The sequence below is a fragment of the Tolumonas auensis DSM 9187 genome (assembly GCF_000023065.1).
GTDB lineage: Bacteria > Pseudomonadota > Gammaproteobacteria > Enterobacterales > Aeromonadaceae > Tolumonas > Tolumonas auensis.
Genome location: NC_012691.1, coordinates 1,771,308 through 1,791,310, shown reverse-complemented (window position 1 = coordinate 1,791,310; position 20,003 = coordinate 1,771,308). Strand labels below are relative to the sequence as shown.

Annotated in this window: 14 protein-coding genes; 11 read left to right on the top strand and 3 right to left on the bottom strand. The window is 43.8% G+C overall.

All coding sequences use genetic code 11. The features are described 5' to 3' along the window. Positions 1 to 6: 6 nt before the first annotated feature. The 10 genes from ureE (at position 7) to TOLA_RS08195 (ending at position 14,665) form a co-directional block, all read left to right on the top strand. On the top strand, positions 7 to 573 hold the full coding sequence (gene ureE / locus TOLA_RS08240) for an urease accessory protein UreE (protein ID WP_015878700.1): 567 nt from the start codon (positions 7 to 9) through the stop codon (positions 571 to 573). Positions 574 to 604: 31 nt separating this feature from the next. Then, positions 605 to 1,159 carry a HupE/UreJ family protein gene (locus TOLA_RS08235; RefSeq protein ID WP_015878699.1) on the top strand — a complete coding sequence of 185 codons (555 nt, stop codon included), beginning with the start codon at positions 605 to 607 and terminating at the stop codon, positions 1,157 to 1,159. A 3-nt stretch (positions 1,160 to 1,162) separates the two neighbouring features. Next, entirely contained in the window at positions 1,163 to 1,858 is a 696-nt protein-coding gene (locus TOLA_RS08230; RefSeq protein ID WP_015878698.1) for an urease accessory protein UreF, read from the top strand. A 22-nt stretch (positions 1,859 to 1,880) separates the two neighbouring features. After that, on the top strand, positions 1,881 to 2,504 hold the full coding sequence (gene ureG, locus TOLA_RS08225) for an urease accessory protein UreG (protein ID WP_015878697.1): 624 nt from the start codon (positions 1,881 to 1,883) through the stop codon (positions 2,502 to 2,504). 301 nt (positions 2,505 to 2,805) lie between these two features. Then, the gene (locus tag TOLA_RS08220; RefSeq protein ID WP_015878696.1) at positions 2,806 to 3,402 is read left to right on the top strand and encodes a hypothetical protein; all 597 of its coding nucleotides are present in this window, start codon (positions 2,806 to 2,808) and stop codon (positions 3,400 to 3,402) included. Then, positions 3,395 to 5,941 (top strand): hypothetical protein, encoded by a 2,547-nt coding sequence (locus TOLA_RS08215; protein ID WP_015878695.1) that lies wholly within the window; start codon positions 3,395 to 3,397, stop codon positions 5,939 to 5,941. Before TOLA_RS08220 ends, TOLA_RS08215 begins: the two co-directional genes overlap by 8 nt. Further along, positions 5,902 to 9,018, top strand: a complete 3,117-nt coding sequence (locus tag TOLA_RS08210) for a site-specific integrase (protein WP_041609499.1) — start codon at positions 5,902 to 5,904, stop codon at positions 9,016 to 9,018. Before TOLA_RS08215 ends, TOLA_RS08210 begins: the two co-directional genes overlap by 40 nt. Before the next feature lie 234 nt (positions 9,019 to 9,252). Beyond that, entirely contained in the window at positions 9,253 to 10,458 is a 1,206-nt protein-coding gene (locus TOLA_RS08205) for a hypothetical protein (protein WP_015878693.1), read from the top strand. Positions 10,459 to 10,955: 497 nt separating this feature from the next. Beyond that, positions 10,956 to 12,908 (top strand): ATP-dependent nuclease, encoded by a 1,953-nt coding sequence (locus tag TOLA_RS08200; protein ID WP_015878692.1) that lies wholly within the window; start codon positions 10,956 to 10,958, stop codon positions 12,906 to 12,908. Next, positions 12,908 to 14,665, top strand: a complete 1,758-nt coding sequence (locus tag TOLA_RS08195) for a UvrD-helicase domain-containing protein (protein WP_015878691.1) — start codon at positions 12,908 to 12,910, stop codon at positions 14,663 to 14,665. The genes TOLA_RS08200 and TOLA_RS08195 overlap by 1 nt, the downstream gene beginning before the upstream one ends. A gap of 337 nt (positions 14,666 to 15,002) precedes the next feature. On the opposite strand, the gene TOLA_RS08190 is transcribed toward TOLA_RS08195, so the two are convergent. From TOLA_RS08190 to istA, 3 genes are all read right to left on the bottom strand, one after another. Continuing rightward, positions 15,003 to 15,275 (bottom strand): hypothetical protein, encoded by a 273-nt coding sequence (locus TOLA_RS08190; protein ID WP_015878690.1) that lies wholly within the window; start codon positions 15,273 to 15,275, stop codon positions 15,003 to 15,005. A gap of 367 nt (positions 15,276 to 15,642) precedes the next feature. After that, positions 15,643 to 16,398: an IS21-like element helper ATPase IstB gene (gene istB / locus TOLA_RS08185; protein WP_015878689.1), complete on the bottom strand. Its 756-nt coding sequence runs from the start codon at positions 16,396 to 16,398 to the stop codon at positions 15,643 to 15,645. An 11-nt stretch (positions 16,399 to 16,409) separates the two neighbouring features. Beyond that, positions 16,410 to 17,951, bottom strand: coding sequence for an IS21 family transposase (istA, locus tag TOLA_RS08180; RefSeq protein WP_015878688.1), 1,542 nt, complete (start codon positions 17,949 to 17,951; stop codon positions 16,410 to 16,412). A 150-nt stretch (positions 17,952 to 18,101) separates the two neighbouring features. Here istA and TOLA_RS08175 point away from each other — a divergent pair, with 150 nt between their 5' ends. Then, positions 18,102 to 19,097, top strand: coding sequence for a hypothetical protein (locus TOLA_RS08175; RefSeq protein ID WP_041609497.1), 996 nt, complete (start codon positions 18,102 to 18,104; stop codon positions 19,095 to 19,097). The last annotated feature ends 906 nt before the right edge of the window (positions 19,098 to 20,003 follow it).

Sequence of the window (20,003 nt, the reverse complement as noted above, 5' to 3'; positions counted from 1 at the left end):
CACAACATGATTCGATTAACACAACGTTTGACGACAGAAGAGTCAGCAGGAAAAACGCTATTTACAACCCTGACACTGCCCATCGATCTGCGTATCAAAAGCCGCCTGAAAGTTACCTTAGATAACGGCGATGCAGCCGGTTTATTCCTGACGCGCGGTCAGCTATTACGTGGCGGCGAGTGTCTGACCGACGATGCTGGCGCTGTTGTGGTGATGGTAAAAGCCGCTGAAGAGCAGGTCTCCACCGTTCGCTGTGACGACCTGTTACTGCTGAGCCGCATTTGCTATCACCTCGGTAATCGCCATGTGCCGCTGCAAATTGAGGCCGGTTTTGCCCGTTATCAGCACGACTATGTGCTTGATGAAATGGTGGTTGGTTTAGGCGGCTCGGTCGTGGTTGAGCTTGCCCCATTTGAACCGGAAGCAGGCGCTTACCAGTCACAAGCAGGTGCAGGACATCACCACCATCATGATCACGACCATGGGCACAGCCATGATCATTCACATACCCACTCTCATGCAGACAGTGCGGCGACCGCCGTCCCGATGCATGGATTTTTGAAAACCTCATAAGCAAATAGATCATAAATAAAAGGAATTAACGATGAACAAATCACGCATGACCACCGCAATCGTTCTGATGTTACTCGCTACTCCTGCCTTTGCTCACACAGGGCACATGGAGCACGGATTTTCGTCGGGTGTTCTGCACCCACTGACCGGTCTTGACCACTTGATGATGTTGCTGACAAGTGGTTTTCTGGCGGCATTGACTGGCCGTCGCTTGTCACTGCCATTACTGACACTACTGGCAATGGTTGTAGGCACTGGCGCAGGCGTATTGCTGGGTGGTAATAATCTGGTTGAACCGTTGGTTCTCGCATCAATCTGGTTTGCTGGTGCGTTGATGTTTGCATCAAATCGCTTGTCAGTGTTGAGCTGGATGATGCCTTGCTTTGCGCTGTTCCATGGTTGGGCGCATGGCGTTGAAGCACCTGTTGGGCAAGTGGCGTTGTTTACTGTAGGTGTAGTGGCTTCATCGCTGGTGCTGCTGGCGGTGGGTTATGCGGTTGGCAGCAAAGCGAACCACATTGCATGGTTGAAAAAAGGCTGGACGGCAGCGGTGTTTGCGTCTGCGTCAGCTCTGTTGGTGGGTTAATAAATGACGTTTTCAGCGCTGGATCAGACCTCGCCGGTCAGTTGGTTACAACTGTTTCAACTGATGAGCCCGAATTTGCCCGTGGGCGGATTTACTTACTCGCAAGGGTTGGAGTGGGCAGTAGAAGCTGGCTGGGTCAAAAATGCTGCTGAATTTGAACAATGGCTGACTGATCAGATGGATGAAGGGCTGGTCTATCTCGACTGGCCGCTTCTCAACCGCCTTTACTCTGCCGCCCAGCAAGACGATCTCACTGCTTTTGTGGGAGCAATCGACCTGCTGGTAGCGAGTCGCGAGAGCGAAGAATTCCGGTTGGAAGAGGGACAGCGCGGTGATGCGTTTTACCGCGTGATCAAAGATTGGGGTATTCCCGGTAGCTTTGATATGGCCGTTCATCTGAAACGCTCGCAACTGGCCGGCATGGCGTGGTTTGGTGCTAAAAATAATCTCAGTGTCGAGCAACTTGCTCTTGGCTGGGGGTTTGCACTGCTGGAAGGCGCAGTGATGGCCGCCATTAAATTAGTGCCCATCGGTCAGCAAGCGGGTCAGACATTGCTTCGAAAGTTATCCGCACAACTGCCGGAAAAATACAAACGGGCTTGCGCTGTGGAAGACGATGAGATCGGCGGCAGTTTAACCTGCCTCGCCATCGCCAGCGCGTGCCACGAAATACAATACACGCGGTTATTCCGCTCATAACCAGATTGGAAAGGACACTCTTATGACTCAAACATCATCCCCATTACGAGTTGGCGTTGGCGGCCCTGTTGGATCTGGCAAGACTGCGTTGTTGGAAGTATTATGTAAAAAGATGCGTAATCATTTCGAGATCGCTGTGGTCACCAACGATATCTACACCAAAGAAGATCAGCGAATTTTAACCGAAGCCGGTGCGTTAGCCGCAGAGCGTATTGTCGGTGTGGAAACCGGTGGCTGCCCACACACCGCGATCCGCGAAGATGCATCAATGAATCTGGCTGCTGTCGAAGCGTTAAGTGAAAAATTTGGTAATCTTGATGTGGTTTTCGTTGAGAGTGGTGGCGACAATCTGAGTGCCACATTCAGCCCCGAACTCGCCGATATGACCATCTATGTGATTGATGTGGCGGAAGGGGAGAAAATTCCACGCAAAGGCGGGCCGGGCATTACCAAGTCCGATTTATTAGTGATCAATAAAATCGATTTGGCCCCGTATGTCGGCGCTCGTTTAGATGTCATGGAATCAGACACCAACCGCATGCGCCCGGAAAAACCGTGGACATTCGCCAATCTGAAAGCCGGTCAGGGGGTTGATACCATCATCGACTTCATTGTGACGCATGGCATGTTAACGCCGAAAGCGTAATGTACATAATAGCCCTGTTATCCTTTGACAGGTTCAGGGCTTATTCCAACCATTTACAATCTGGAAAGTCTCGAACTAAAAATTTTATAGAAAATTTCAGTATACTCAGAATGGTTTCCACCGCTGCATCAACATATCCATTCCTCTTAAATTTATATAAAACAATGCCCTATGAATTTAAATTTGAACCTGATCGCATTCTTTGATAGTGCTTATTGCAATCAGTTCAGTTAATTAGCAAAGAATAGGCACAAATTCTAGATTTCCTTTTTTCTCTAGTACGTGCTTATTTGGGAGCTGTATGGGTCTCTCCGCGTTTGCTCAAAATTTGCTTTCAAAAGGACAATTTGTGAATACAGATGTTGAGCTCTTAGAGCTTGACGACGTGTGCCGAAAATTACTGGATCGATCATCTTATGTCGCCAGTCTGAAGGGGTTACCACTTCTTGATTCAAAGCAAGATTATGGATTGATCTTGCTGGATGCAATTCAACAACCCATCATCGGATATAAGAGAAATGGTGATGAACGTATAAAGGTGCTTTCCGGGATTTTTACATATCACCGTATTCTGCAACACATCTCATCAGAGAAAATGTTAACGGCAGTTCCGGTATTCATACTGGATAAGCCGCCGACTCGCGAAATCAGAGAATTGTTACTCCTCAACGAGCTAACACGAAATCTGTTAAAGCAATGTTTTCTCGGATCTTCGTCTCAATTAGCCGATCATTTATATGCTTGGTTTGATTGCCCCGTTCATGAATCATTATTTCAGCATGAACATTGGCAGCAAATATTTCCGTCTATTAAAACCAAGCAGGAATTGTGTGATTGGTTAGGGATCAGTTCTAAGACATTCATTCCCTTTGCGCTGAGAGGGAAAACTAATGAATGATGATACGACCCTGAAAATCCTTACTGAGTATTTTTTCAATTATACAAAACGGTATCAACCTGATACTGAGCGTTACGAAATAGATGAATTTTTGAGTGATTGGCTTGATCGTATCCAGGCTCCGCTGGATGCTCGCGGAATTATGATCGTGCTGAATAATCTGGACAAATACTCTCAGGATGCAACGCTTAAATATCGGCTACAGAAAGAGTTTAAGTTTCCTGACTGGTTTTTCCCGGCTTTGCGCTACGAGTTTACATCTGATAACAAAATAATTTCCGAAACTGTTTATAACAAGCATATGCGTAACGGCTGGTGTAAAGATAATCCCTTCTATGCTTGGCTATTTAGTGCAATTAACTATTCAAAAGACAAAAATTCTCAGCTGCTACAGTTATTGTTTATTGAGCTGTATTACTCCCGGTTAACGCTGTTGCAAGATGATGATCTCAGCACCCCTAGTAAAACACGTGAACAAGAAGTGTGTAGTGCAACCCGGTTACTGTTTGATCGTAAAAATGGCGATATGGCAAAATTTGTTCAACAAATCGAGCCCGGTTGGCTGGCTGACACGGAATTATTGGCCAGGAAGATTGTGGTTTTTTGCAAAAGCACCGATTCAAATATTGAACAAAAAAATGTGAATTATTTACACAGCGTGTACCATTTTTTATTAGAGGATTGGACTCCCGGAGGGCTGCAAAATAGGGTTAGCCGTTTTAACCGGAGAGTCGCAAGGCGATACAACAAAACGCTGCGTTCGCCGGTACAGGGCAATGATAATGAGTTACAAGAGCTGCTGCCAGCGTTAGCGGAACAAATGAAGTCTGATGGTCTCGAACCAGACGACATGTATCCATTACAAAACTTTGTTCAGGAAGAATGTAGTTGCGAACAGATGAGGGATAAGCGGGAAACTACTAATCCGGCACGAGTCTTCGATCCGCGTTTACAGCGACGTAAAACCATTGATGTCACGGCCAAAGTGCGGCGAGGTCAGAATGTGGTACTGCAAAATACCGAGCTATTGAAAGGATCCGAACTAGCTCGATTTGTCCGATATCTACAAAAATTAGTACAGCGTTCCGATCCTGCTTGTCTTGAAGTGGCTTTGATTTGTTGGGCAATGTTATTACTTGGGAAAACGTTTAACGACTTGTTGGATCTGTCCGTTTTCGATGATTTGAATGAGTTAACATCAGGACTTTATCTTGATGAACAAGGACTCGGATGGTGGTGTTTCCCGGTGGTGTATTCTGCTAAACCTCACCTTGATGATGCATCTAAAGGTCTAATCCAGACTCAGGAATTTATTTATACGCCTTGCCCGGATTTTTTACTGCCATTGATCCGGGTCGGTTATACCGGAGGCCTAAAACCGTTATTGAATAAGTCTATTACCGCTGAGATGTTACAGCAGCGCTTAAAGTCATATTCAGATAAGGTAATCGAAGGCGGTCGGGTCAATGCAGAGAAATTAATTAACTTCATGCAGCGGTATTGCTTTGCATCAGGTTGTATTGATCCCGTCGTACTCGATTTCAGCTATCGGCTTGCACTGACACAAACGCGGGTTGCACGCAGTTATGCGTGTCTTGATGACGATGTTCGTCAGGATGCATTGTTACGGATGTGGCAGGCGATTAGTCAGGATATTAAGTTGGCTGATCCGAAAGTAGCATTACCTCTGTTTTTTGAGCCCAGAGCCTGGATCTACAATCAATCGGTTGGTTCGATTTTCACGCCGTCCAATGATACCTGCAGACAGTTACGATCTGCATTGATGAACCGGCTGGATAAACACAAACCTCCCAAGAACTGTCCGTATGAGGCGGTGATCCAGTATCACAATAGTTATGTACTTTATACCGCTTTTTTGTTGATGTTCGCGACCGGATATCGTGCCGTACATAATCCGTTACCAGCTTTATCGTTACATCTTAAAACTTATGGCCTGCTGGCGATCAGTGATAAAGACGATGCAGATTTTACTCATGCCAGACTAGTTTGTGTATCACCACTGCTCTCAGAGCAACTTCATTATTATGAAGACCATTTACGGCACCTTGCAGAATTAATCCGTTATCGCTTACCTGAATTAGCACAGACGATTGATCGTCAGCTACGACAGGATGAGCTGTTATTGATGCAGCATCCAACGGAAGCCGCAGATTGGTATAAAACGGTAAAAAATTCACGGACGGTACTTGGCCCGCTGTTTTTATTTCGACAACGAAACGATCAATGGTATCCCATCAACATAGCACCACGAGATTTGATCAATGAACAGCCGGTTGACCTGCAACTTCCTGCTAATGCAGGTCGTCACTGGCTTAAATCAGAATTGATAAAACGAAAGGTGGATCCGGAGTGGATCGACTGGCAAATGGGTCACTGGATGACGGGACAGGCGCCATTAGCCTATTACTCTGCGTTTAACCATGTCGAAGTTAGTATGCAACTGGGCGTGGTACTTGATGAGATGCTCAAGGAGGTGGGATGGAAAAGCTTACCGTCAGAGCTTACCTTTACTTACTAAGGACTGAGTTCATAGAGACTATGGCCGATCATTGTGAGGATCAGCTTCGTCAGCACCCACTAGTTAAGTTTGTGAGAGAAGAGGTTGTGTATGTTGTTAAATGCATGGCTCATTTACACGAGCTTAATAAAACATTAGATAGGTTTGAATCAGAATATCTGCGACGAGTGATCCATAAATTTCGCACTGATGTCGATATTCAGTCTCTGGAACTAATGATTCTGGAGATCATTTTACTTCATGCATTGAATAAGTATCAGATTGGTTCAGCGAAAATACCGGCCATCATTAAGTTACACCGGGATAAACCTTTGATCAGACCGGACGCCATGGTCCGGATCAATGCAGCTGCAAAATTGCTGGCAATATTGGACAGAGAACAATATCGACCAACAGTACTGCAAAGACCAGAAGAGATCGTTGGACGATTAATATTACATCTGTTTTTTAAGGAACACGTTGAAAGCTTGCCGCTGGCGTTACAGTTGATTCATGCTGCACCGCGACTGGAATATATCAATGGGGTCGTTTGTATTGAACTGAATGAGCCTGATATCCACTGTCGTTATGTGTTGTCCGAACCTGGGGCCATCTGGTGGCTTCACTGGCTATCAGTGAAAGATATATATCCGCTTAATTCACGAAAAACAGTTTCTTATTATATTTCCGCCTATCTGCGGAGTATTGATGATTGGCAATATCCATCTGTCAGTGTGGCAACCCTGAAGTTGCTGCGCAAAACCGATCTATCTTTGCGTATCAGTCCTATTCATTACAGCTACATCACAAATTTTTTTAAAAGTCAGTCACTGTCCCGGACCGCATTCCTGAGAATACTTACAGACAAAAAAGTCCAAAACGACAGCGAACGAAGCGATGTAAGTCGAGTAATGACGGTTCGCGAAAAACGTAGCTGGAAACGTCAAACATTAAGAGAGCGTTATACGCCGGTTGATCTTCAGGAAGCTGAATTGCGACGAATGCTGGATCTGCTGAAACCCGATGATGATCGGCACAAAACGGGACGTTTAGCCGTCAGTAAGAAAGAATTGATAAGGATGTTTACAGAATGGCTAATCGATAATCAGGATACTTATTCCCCGTATCTCTGGTTACTGATGGCCTGGATCAAATCTTTGTTAACGGATGGGGGACAAGTCAAAGCCAGCTTGAAACCCGGCACTATCATCGACTATGTCCTAAGTATAGGACCTGCATTTTTATCTCTTTTTTGCCAGTACCGGATCGATGAACTTGAACCGGATAATTGGATCGACCTTTTAAATGAATTAGGCCAGAACATCAGCTCTGCACATCGTAAGGGTTTTGTGATCTACCTGGCTTCTTACCTACGGGATTCCGAATTGGTACCCGATCTGGCAGTCAATGAACTTGAGGTTGCTGTCGCACATGGGGAAGTGGATGCCAATCTGGTATCTCCCCATCATATAGAACTCATTATGAGCTATCTGATGAAACAGGAGGGTACTGTTTGCCGAGATGCTATTCTGCTGCTTGGTCTATGTTTTTTTAGTGGATTACGACGAAATGAAGCCGCGTTTTTACAACTGGCAGATTTTACGTTCGCGGTTGAAACAAACGGACCCGTCGATCTGTATGTCCGACCCAGCGTTAGGCGAGGGCTGAAATCTACTGCCGCCCGACGAATATTGCCGTTAGATGTGCTCTGGCCTGATAATTTTCTGGCGATTTTACGCGATAAAGTTGCGTACCGGAGAAGTCAATCATTAAGAGCAACAGGCACTTTATTTGAGGACAGTAAAAGTAGTGAAGAGGCATTTCACCTTATTACTGATCTTTTGCATCATGTGACTGGTGATCAGCGCTTGCGGATTCATCATCTTCGGCACAGTTTTGCGAACTGGCAATGGTTCCGACTTAATCCAAGCTTGCTACCCGCAGCACGACAACAATTAACTCTGTTTGAACATCCACTTTTTTCAGCGGAGCAAGTTGAAAGACTACATACCCGGCTAGGGCTTAAACCTGTCAGTCGCAAAAGCATGTTCGTGCTTTGTCATTTGCTTGGACATAATAATCCCATCACGACAATTGCGAGTTACCTACACCTAAAAGATCTGGCGGCATACTTGCTGCTGAAAGCTCGGGAAACGATTAAAGACAAACATCTGACTCAAACTTTGGGTAGAACTAAGGTTCAACTCAGACGGGACTGTGCTGATAATCTGGCTTTACGTCTGTCATTTGAAACGAAACGACAGGAAAATATGCTAGCGCCCATTCCTTATGGAAAAGATCTGTCACCATCTTCACCACTGCTGCATGATTTTGTAATTAAAGCAAAAACCGATCACGATGTGTCGAAGCGAAATTTACTAGGTTGGGCCAGTATTTTAATGGCATGCCACAAACTTACCCCTGAGCAAATTGCAGAAAATGAAGGCATGCATCCTGATGATATTCGTCGGTTACTTAGTGCGGCAGAAACTATTCAGAATGCATGTTCTGGCAGGGGGAGGAAGTTGCCGCTGATACCAAACCTTGCACCATGGCTAGCACAGTTGATGCGAGAAAAGCAGGAATTTGTCGCTCAGGATGAGAAGGAGCAAAGACAATCAAGTTCTTTAAGAATATTGCGATTCTTATTGGAACGGGTACAGAACAAGCTGGATCAGAAAGATCTCACCTGGGATGTTATTCAGAAAGCCTGTTATAACTTGGCTTATGTCGTACCCGGAAAAGGTTTCATTGTCCGTTCTCCGGGCATAAAAAAGACGCAGTATTTTTTAGAGTTTCTCCATCAGCTGGGTCTTAAAGCTAATCATTTACGGCTAACGCTGTATCTTGATCCTGAAAAGACAGCCAACGAAAAAATACAGGAATGGTACAAAGCATTAAAGCAAAGCCCATTAGGGGACTTGGTGTTTGAGCAGGGATATACGGGAGAATTTGACTATATCAAACAGGCATACCGGCATACGGGTGCATTGCAGATAGCTCTGGTGAATCGGAGGCTATCTACAAAAGGGCGCAGACAACGAGTGTATCTCTCTTTTTTTCAATTGATGGCAATACTATCGTTATATTTACAATAAGAAGAACAGATCATTGCGAAAATCATGACCAGCTTTTTTCTAGCAGAAAATATGCCAGATATGTTGCTGTAAAAGTCTCATACTAAAATGGCAGCATAGGCTCAGTACACTTCCATTTCTAACACGAAAATGTTCCTTTCCCTGCTAGGCTGAAATCAAGACCTCGAATCGTGATATAAGCCTGCATTCGTGATACTGTTGATAGAAAAACTGTCTCTTCACCGGAGAAACATCATGGCCGAGTCGCTGATCCCATTTGCGTTTCATGTTGCTACAGGGCGGCTTGTCGAGGTTGATGAAGTCCCACGTGGGCTCAAATGCGGTTGCATTTGCCCTGGCTGTCAGACTCCGTTAGTTGGTCGCGAATGCATTGACCGCATAGATCATTTTGCTCATAAAACGCGAAACTCTTACGAGGAGACAAAAACGGAATGTAACTATTCTTTTGTTGTATCAATTCGGGCCATGTGCAAACAGTTGCTTTCTGAATTGAAGCGAGATTTTGTAATTCCTGAATATCATCTGACCAGCGAACCACAAACGTGGCCATCTCCTGTTTCGCCTGCCAATGGCAAACAAGAATTACTCTCTATCCCTGCTTACACTATCACCATTCCCGCCAAGGTGATTTCATTGTCCCCACAGGACATTCGCGTAGAGTGTAATTTCAATGGTGTGGTAGTCGATGGGCTAACTCAAAATAGAAATTTGGTTATTTATTTTGTCTATGAAGGACGCCCAATACCTGAACTGCTTTTAGTATCAAATACTGCGGATGTCGTTGTGATTGATTTGGTGGCCATGGAACCCGTACTTCGAACTAAAGATAAATTGCACTCTATTCGTTCTCGCTTGTCTGATTTTATTTATGATGATGTTCGGTTTAAACAATTAGTTTCCTTTGAATCATCCAGTGTTCATATAGCAGATCTTGAGAAGCTGGTTAATGAGACTAAACATCTAACAGAAAATGAGTGGCTTAAGAAACAAGATGAAGATGCACGACTTGCAGCTTATCTCGCTCAGGAGGCGTTAAATACTGAAGTTCGAGATCAACAACGATGGGAAGAAGCTCGTCTCAAAGAGGCTCAGCGACGTCAATTTTCAGAATCGAATAGACGATTTCGTGCAGATACACCCGCGTTTGATAATGCGCATGCCCATAAAAAACTTTCGATGGAAGAAATTATTAACTACATCACCATGAACGGCGCCAAACCATCTGATCTGCAATCTCTTGTAATTTTAGATGTTATTGAGGTGGGCATTAATTGGATCATCGTAGAAAAAGATAGGATTTGGTATGTCACCTCGGGCGACTGGCGAACGGCTAATATGCGTTATGCGGCTGGCATGCGCACAGGTATTTGGGTGGAACGTACCGAGGAACTTGATTATTCCCTAGGACTCAGAAAACCGCGAGCTAATGTTGAATGGTGATGCCTATTGCGCCAACATAAGCAGCGAGAACTCAAGAGCCTAACTCCTCAGCATAATTACCATATACAAAAATATCGACCATCCAATAAGGTAAAATTCGCTACTTTAATACACAATTTAGGGCTGCGTTGAACAATAAAGCGTCAGTTGTAGGCTTCGATTAAAGTATCATACCAAATCAGAGTGCCATAACGAGCCATGGCAGTATGACACTTTATTACTTGAGTGCAGTTAGTGGTTATACACTAACCCATTTTTGTCCATCGGCGCGTTAGTTCAGAACTAACGCGTTCCTGCCCCATTCTGCGTTAGCATCAACAATCTTACACATTCCCTTTAGCATCCATTGACTAAATACAGCTAATGCATTTATCCGTCAAAATATGTGTGAAACGCAAAATATTGCCTAGCGAAAACACTTAAACATGTATCCAAATGGGTTATGAAAACCATATCAGACTGTTAGAATGTATCAATCCGTTTAGATAGGGTTTGATATGTACTTAAGTAACCTAAAAATTCAAGGTTTTCGGTGCTTTGACAAAGACTTTAATGTCCAACTAACCAATGGGCTAAATGTGATAGTCGGTGAAAATGGTGCTGGTAAAACTGCGATCATAAGTGCAATTCGACAACTATTTCATGACTCCGAATCAGGTCGATACAGCATCACTAGCGATGATTTTTATAGCCCATTCATCGCAGGTGGATTAGCTGCTACTTCATTCTCTATTGGCGCTGAGTTCGATGGACTGGATGTGATGGATAAAGTAGCTTTGCTCCCGTGGGTTGGAGCTTCCAATACGGCTCTGTTAAACATACAAGCTGAAAATAGAGAAATCCGGGGACAGTTTAAACGAGTCATTTGGGGGGGGAAATCCAAGAGTTCCCAGTTTGACCCTGAATTACTAGATCTAATCCAATGTATCTATTTGCCGCCACTGAGAGATGCTGAATCAAAGTTATCGAATGGTCGTCAGTCCAGACTATCTAAACTCCTGAAAGCTTTGAATCGTAAAAAACTTAAACAATGTAGAATAAAAGGCGAATTACATCCTCTTGAAGAAAGCGTTAAAGAATTTAACGAATCCCTTGCCGCCGATGACAAACTAAGCATCAAAGATGCAAATAAGCTCATCACAGAAAACTTGACTAAAGCAATTGGACATCACTTTGGGCAACAAACCAGTATTCAATTTGCTGAAAGTGATTTTACCAAAATAGCGGAAAGCCTGACTTTGATGTTCTTTCCTGACTTATCTGTTGAGGGAGTAGTTTCGTTCCGAGAGCTTAGTCAAAATAGTTTGGGCTATAACAACCTTCTATACATTGCTTCAATTCTAGCCGAACTCACATTAGATGATGAAGATGAATATGAAGATCAACCTCTCTTTAAGTTACTGCTTATCGAAGAACCTGAAGCGCATTTACATCCACAGTTGCAAATTAGATTGTTGAACCACCTAAAGAAAGTAGCTGAAGAGAATAAAAATGTTCAGGTCGTTGTGACTACTCACTCGACTGTATTAGCTTCCTCGGTTGAAATTGAAGCCATCATCCATTTATCTAAATCACCAGTTCCTGTCGCAACACCTCTACGTACTTGTGGCTTAACTCCGGACAGCAGTAAGTTTATCAATCGTTGGCTAGATGTAACAAAGTCAAATTTACTATTTGCAAGTGGAGTAATTCTTGTTGAGGGAATTGCAGAGCAAATGCTCATTCCGATTTTGGCAAAAATAGTTCTGGAAGATCAGAAAGAAGGGGGAAAGAGCCTTGAAGACCTTGGTATCTCAGTAATTAATCTCAATGGAATCTACTTTAAGCACTTTATGCAATTATATTGCGATATCGAAAGTGCAGATGATTCTGAAGGAAAAACTATAACTGAAAATCTTCCGATAAGGTGCGCGGGGCTTACAGATCTAGACCCGCCCAAAAAAGTAACTAGACAAGTACCTGACTCAGACAAGGAAGGTGAGACAAGAGAAATCATAGAAGACTTAATTCCTTACGACGGCAATATGGGAAAAGGTACGAACCATGCCATTGAACTCGTTGATTCTATTAATAAATCGGCTAATGCGCGACTTTATGTTAGTAAGTACAAGACATTAGAATATGATTTAGCAATGGAAGGTAACAATGCTGCGTTAATGTCCGAAATAATTGCTTCTCTATGGCCTAAACCGACCAAAATGGAAAGTCCAGTAATCGTAGAATTTACAGCAATGTCCAAGGAAGACTGGACGAAAAAAGAACCACTTGAGGTTGCTGAGGCTGCTCACAAAATCCTCAAAAAAATTGATGATGACAAAATTGGGAAAGGGCTGTTTGCCCAAGTTTTGACCGATAAAATCCAGAGTAATGGATTTAATTTTTCTGTTCCTAAATATATTAAACATGCAATTTTGTGGGCATCATTATTAGATATGGTAAAGGAAGAATGATGGCCCCAGAGTTTACCAATGAACAGCTTGATTATGTGAATTCAAGTATCGAAGAACACACTTTCTTAGAAGCTTGCCCTGGAAGCGGAAAAACAGAAGTAGTTGCTGCTAAAGTAGCTAAAGAAATTGGCTCTTGGAAGAATAATCCTGGTGGGCTGGCCGCACTCTCTTTTGCTAACAGTGCAACAGATGAATTAACAATAAGGGTATCCAAATACATCCCATATGGCAGGGGCATATTTCCTCATTTTTTAGGCACATTTGATAGTTTCATCTACAAAAATATAGTATCTCCGTTATCTATAGAGCTAACAGGGTATCTAGGGGAAAATAGTGATGCATCTATACGTATCGTTGAACCCAGCGCAAACTTGGGCTACAGAACTAAATATAGTTTTGCAAGGCGGGGACAGGTTCATGCCCACCATTACTCGTTTAACCTAATAAATGGATCTGTTGTTTTTGATACGGGAGAACCAGAACTAGATAGAGTATTTAATTCCACGGTTCTAAAAGATTGGGAATATCAGCACCTTGTTGAGACTAAAAACAAAATGCTGAAAGGGGGATTTGCTACCTACCGAGATATTGAAACTTTGGCTGTAGATGCCCTATCTCAAGACAAATACCAGCATTTTGTTAATTTACTTGTAAAGCGCTATCCTCTAATCATCATCGATGAATGCCAAGACCTCTCAGAAGAACAATTAACTATTCTGCAAATACTTGCAGATAAAGGAACCAAGCTTCATTTTGTTGGTGATCTACATCAAGCTATCTATGGTTTTCGTGACGTTGAACCAGCTAAAGTGAAAAAATTCGTAAATGACAATTATTTCAACAAATTACAGTTAACTAGAAACTTTAGAAGTTGCCAGAATATTGTCAATCTTTGTGCCAAACTAACAGGACGTGTTGGTATTGTTGGAGATGTATCTTGGCTAAAACCAAGGTGCATAATCGTTCAATACAATAGTTGTCCGACGGAACTAACAGATATTTTTAAGGAACTGTGCAATGGCTTTCACAATAATGTTGTTGTGTCGAGAGGTCACTCTATCCTTCGAAAATTTCAGACCTCTGTTGATCAACCAAACAACATTCAGAAGCTAGCTCTCGCTGTCAAACTATACGACCCCAAAGATATGGAGTTTCTCAATCAGTCTTTGCAATATTTCTCAGAGTTTCTCCGCTACCACCTTAAAGAAAGTTACAAACCAAGTAGCTTCAATTGTCCTCAATCAATCGACTCAAATCTTTTGTGGCGTAAATTTTTGAGCGACTCGTTAAATTATTTGATTAGAAATAATCTACAAAAGATGGATATTACGTGGTCAAATTGGACAACAACTGCAAAATTGTTAATTCGATCTCTCCCAAAGCAGTGTTTTTGCCCTGAAGGTATTGTAAGTGTATTGGCATCACTGGAAGCAGTAAACTTAGCGTCTCCGTCTGGTTCAGCCAAGTTCGAAGTTGCTTCTTCATTGGGAACAGCTAAAACCCCATCACTATCGTACAGAAAATCAACTATTCATGGGGCGAAGGGGGAAACTCATGATATCACCATAGTTGTATCATCTGATCGAGCTGGAAAGGATTCTCACTGGAAAAGTTGGCTTAACGACCCAGATAGTGAAGCAGCAAGATTTGCTTATGTCGCATCATCGCGGCCAAAAGAATTTCTTATTTGGGCAGTGAAAAAACTAAAACCACTCGAAAAAAAGCAATTGGAAGCTGTCGGCTTTAAAATCATTTAATTGTTGCACATTGCATGACGACATAGAGCTAGGATTCGAGATTTATTTAAGCTGCTTTGCTATATATGAACTAATCCATGATGAGCAAACTTAGCACAATACATAACACTTTTATGTCCACCAACGTGCCAGATTCTGAATCTGGCACTATTTTGCCCCTTTCCGAATTTGAAACGTTCTTTGAGGCGAACTATTACAACTCCCAAGTTGGTCAAATTTTAGAAATGCTACAAAATAGCTACATTAGTATTAGTAGTGGCGATTAAGTTGCAACTCACCACTACTCTTTCCAATTGGAGCGAGACTCTATGCTATGGATATGGCAAGAGCACTACAACTAATCATCATTCACAAGGCCATTCGTCAGGGCGTTAACTTCTTCGACCTCTTCTCTTACCCTTAAGGGATTATTGTGCAGGGTTGAGCGAACCTTGCGATAACTTACCCATTCATGTTCAGTTAGATTGCGTTCATGTAGCTTGTGTCGAATTGCTCGTTTTGCACCTTCCTCTCCGACCATTTCGGTTAAACGATCATAGTCTCGATTGTCTCGAAGTTCAGATCCCGTTCCCTTTAAATCTTTGTATAAATTGCAGATATTTTTTTTCATACCATACCTCGTAGTTAAATTGGTTGTGTTTCTGTCGCTAATAATCTTAAGCGACTACAACCGAAATTTCTGTGTAGAATGAGGGTCTGATGACGGTAAATCGGATCGACTGTAGTGAATAGCACTAGTAAATTCACCCCATTAGACCATCCTCACCAATTCTTGGAGCGTATGGCCGTTAGTTGCATGGGAAAGCCTCCATTTGATAGTAACAACTGTCTACCTAGTGAGAAGAAAAGTCTGATCAAGCGGTTTGAAGCTCACTGCATGATGGAAAGAATGCTTATTGCGTATTCCGGCGAAGTTGAACAGTGATTCTGGCCCAACGTGAACACCTCTTTTCTCAACGCATCACGTCCATTATGTTTTAGCCTGACTGTTCATCTTGCGTCAACTTATCCTGTCTTTTTCTCATCGATTCTCCTTTAAGTTGTAACCGGTGGGCGTTGTGCATTAACCGGTCAAGGATGGCATCGGCCAGCGTGTTATCGCCGATACTTCCGTACCATTGTTCTGTCGGTAACTGGCTGATGACCATGGTTGAACTCTGTCCGTGCCGATCATCCATGATTTCCAGCAGGTCATTGCGATGCGCCTGGGTCAGTGGTTCCAGCCCCCAGTCATCCAGCACCAGTAACCGGATCCGGGCTAGCTGTCTTAGCAACTTCGGGTAACTACCGTTTGCTTTCGCTTGCGTCAGCGCCTGCAACAGCCGCGATAGCCGGTAATATTGCACGCTATAGCCATGCAGACAGGCGTTATGGCCGAACGCACAAGCCAGATAGGTTTTACCACTGCCACAGGGGCCGGTGATCAACAGATTCTGACCCCGGTTGATCCATTCGCTTTGTGCCAGTTGGGCGATTTGATTGCGTTCGACATTCCTCGGATGCTGATAGTCGATCTCCTGCAATGTCGCACTGAGTTTTAGGTGCGCTTGTTGCAGTAACCGCGATTGTTTCTTTTGCTCCCGATACAGATGTTCCTGTTCAACCAGCATGGCTAGCCGTTCAGTAAACGACAGTTCTGCATACGGTCCCGGTTGTTCCTGTTGCTGCTGTAATGCGTGCGCCATTCCGCCCAGTTTCAGTTCCCGTAAGCGGTTGAGTGTGGGTATAGTCATGTTCATTCCTCTCAGTGGAAGCTTTGTGGACCACGGATATTTTCATGATCCTGCGGCAGTTCCAGGGTCACAATGGGATGTCCGGGCAGCTCATCCCGACGGCTTTCTAATATCGATTTGATCTGTTTCAGACGATTTAGCCCTTCCTGATTAGCCAGACGGCAACTGTTGTTCAGACGGGTTGCCGGATAAGTACGGCAGAGGTTGAGTAAGCCTAGGCATAGACGATAAGCCTGTTCGGGATGCGCTTTTTCCTCTAACCGGGCAGTGACCCAACGTAAAACCTCCGGTCCAAGATCTTGAGCCCATTGTTTTAACCGGCCCGGTGTCCATTGCTGCTGATGACTGTGTTTCAGCGGCATATGACCGGTCTCTGTGGTGGTGCCGGGTACGCGTTTTCTGGGATGTGAGGCGACTAACTGCTGCCGGAAGTACACCCGGATCAATCCATCTGAGGCATGTAATTCGAGTGTTTCACCGACAAGCTGATGAGGGACAGAGTAATGATGCTGTTCAAATTGAACATGGTAATCGATATTCACTTTGACCCGTTTGATGGCGACATAGTGATAGGGATGCAGCGGCAAGGGCTTGAGTGCCGGGCGGTCGAGGTATTCAAACGCCTGACAGCGGTTCCCCGGTAACTGCTTGAAGGGTTTATTATTCAGCGCCATTAATAAGGTACGGATACACTGATTCACCTCTGCCAGCGAGAAGAAGGTGTAATGCCGAAGACGGGCTAAGATCCAACGTTCAACGATCTGCACACCCACTTCAGCCTTCGCTTTGTCTTTGGGTTTATAAGGCCGAGCTGGCATGACGGCGATCTGATAATGCTCCGCCAGTTGCTGATAGCTCGGGTTCAGTTCCGGATCGTAACGACAAGCGCTACTGACACCACTTTTCAGATTATCTGGGATCACCAGCTCCGGTGTACCGCCAAAGAACTCAAAGGTCCGAACATGACTTTGTAACCAGTCAGGCAGTGACTGCGTGAACGTCGCCTCCGCATAGGTGTAATTGGATGCGCCCAGTACGGCCACAAAGATCTGGACCTGACGGATCTCACCGGTCGTCGGTGAAACTACCGGCACCGTTGGTCCACAGTAATCGACAAAGCATTTTTCCCCGGCACGGTGGTGCTGACGCATGGAGCGTTTTTGTTTTTTACCCCACTGCGCATAACGGTCGCAAAACTGGGAATAACAGAAGCAACGATTGGGAAAGCGTTGAGTATATTCCTCCCACAGCAGCAGTTTGGTAACGCCTTTGCGTTTGAGCTCTTGATGCACTGAAGCCCAGTCAGGCACCTGATAACGGGATGACACGGTGGTATCGGCTTGCGGATAAAACAGCGTAGCAAGCTGACTGTCATCCAGTTCAGCAGGCAGCGGCCAGTTTAACGACAGTTCATCAGCTTTTTTCAGCAGCTTCTGAATAGCGCCAACACTGACTTTGGCGCTGGCATTTATTTGCCGGACAGATAAGCCAGCCTCAAGCCGGAGTCGCAGAATTTCACGGATTTTACGCATTGCAATCCTCTTGGCAGACATAGCCTCTCCCGGAGAAAAAGGGAAAGGTTATCAAGATTAAGAAAATCAATGCGTTGAAAAGGATTCTGGGTAATGTGAACAGTGATTCTGGCATGATGAACACTCATTCCGGCAAAACGGGTAAAAGTGTTCACGATAAAACCGGAATGGATGTTCACGTTGAAACAGAATAGGTGTTCACATTCAGCCGGAATGGCTGTTCACGATGCGCCGGAATACGCACTTATCGAGTACTTAGCGGATTTGAAAGTGGATCGTGCAGGAATACGAGCCTTATTTAAGTTAAATGACAAGATACTACGTTACTTACACACTGCCGATCTTTACCCGACCAATAAAGCTCTCCCTGCTTGTGATCTATCTTCAATCTATTACCAGCACATAGCATTGCCGCTATTACTTATGCGGTTAACTCGCCGTACGACCAAGCACAAAGAAGGAGTTTTATTTCATCTGCATAACATGTTGCAGACATTATCTGGCGACTTTCCTTTCAACATTCAGTTATACATGAGGCAGTATTTAAAACAATGGCAGGAAGATGAGGGGCTAAAGTACAAGTCTATTTCATGGGTAAGAGAAATCAGACCAAGTAGTTATCCCAGTTTTAGTACGTATAAGTTGAGTTTCGATGAGTGGAAGCAAAAACAGATTGGTACTGATATCCAGCAGGAAGTTGCCTTTTGTAAGGTAAAGGCACTGTATATGGGAGGGCTATTGTTCATTGCTTTGAAGAAAATCCTCGGTGATTTCAATGGGTTTAGTTTCTACAGTACGCAAATGTTGACTTTTGAAAATAGCTCACACCCCTTTGAAACTTACTATAATGCTATGGCGCATGCAGTTGTTCACAAAGATGCAGCAGTATTTTTGTCTGAACATAGGGAACAGTTAGGTAAAGCTGCTGCCACTACAGCGCTGATCAAATACAATAATTGCTTGTTTATGCCCTATGTGTTGCAGGAACAATTCAAATCCGATCTAACAATTGGGAAAAAAATCGAACGCCTCAGTTACCTGTTTGAAAAGTCGGGGGTTGAAGATGACCATTTAATAGATAACTACTTCAAGAAATTAGATGGACTTGGATATGTTTTACGCGCATTGCTTTCAAGCGTGATGACATTTGAAAGGTTAGTAAACTGAGTTGTACCTGAGTTTTTTGAATCATCTCTTAGTTTGGTGAGAGATGAAATCCAAGGACATGAGCTACAACCTAGTACTGAACGAGAAATCATTCGGGTCCTCACAAAAGTGCTCAGTGAGGTAGCAATTCAGGGCCATGCTGGAGAGTCCTGCAATACACTTGCCGTGTTCCTTTATTGCTTCAGATACAATGAAGATACTGTACAACCCAATGCGAATGCAGCAGCAGAATGTATATTCTGGGATACGCACAGCGAACCCTATAAAGGACAAGCTTGCGAATATATGCTGATTTCAGCTTACAATGAGTTCATTACTCGATTTGCAAAACCTGATACCGTTAGAGGCCTACTTTGCAACCCACTGTGTCGATTAGAGCAGTCACTGGATGTGTATTTTGCATCTCTGCAACTAGGGCCTACACGAGCTGTCAACAAGGCTTTCAGAAAAGACAGAACGATAGTCCGCCTTGGTAGTAAGTACCCCTTCCAAGCTTTGCAGGATCTAGAACAAGATGTATTGCGCCTCTCTCTGTCCCCTTACTTATCGAACATACTACCGAATATTGAGGCGTTCTGTTCCCTGACCGAGGAAGAGAAGCGAGGGATTTTAGCTGTACTAGATAGGGAACAGTATGAAAAGGATTATTTAGTTCATAATGAGGCTTAGATAATGATGCAATGCGGGGCGGTAATTCCCAAAATCATGACAGTTGGCATCGAAATGTAATATCACTAAGCAAATACTCAAACAAGCTTTTGTCCAGCAGCGTGTAAGATCAATCAACTAACACGCTGCTGCCTATACGTGTGTTTGCTCCACCCAACATTCAGTAAATGTTATAAATAAATTACCCTCAAATTATCTAATGCAACATCATTCAAATTTGGTTGGGTAATTGCGACT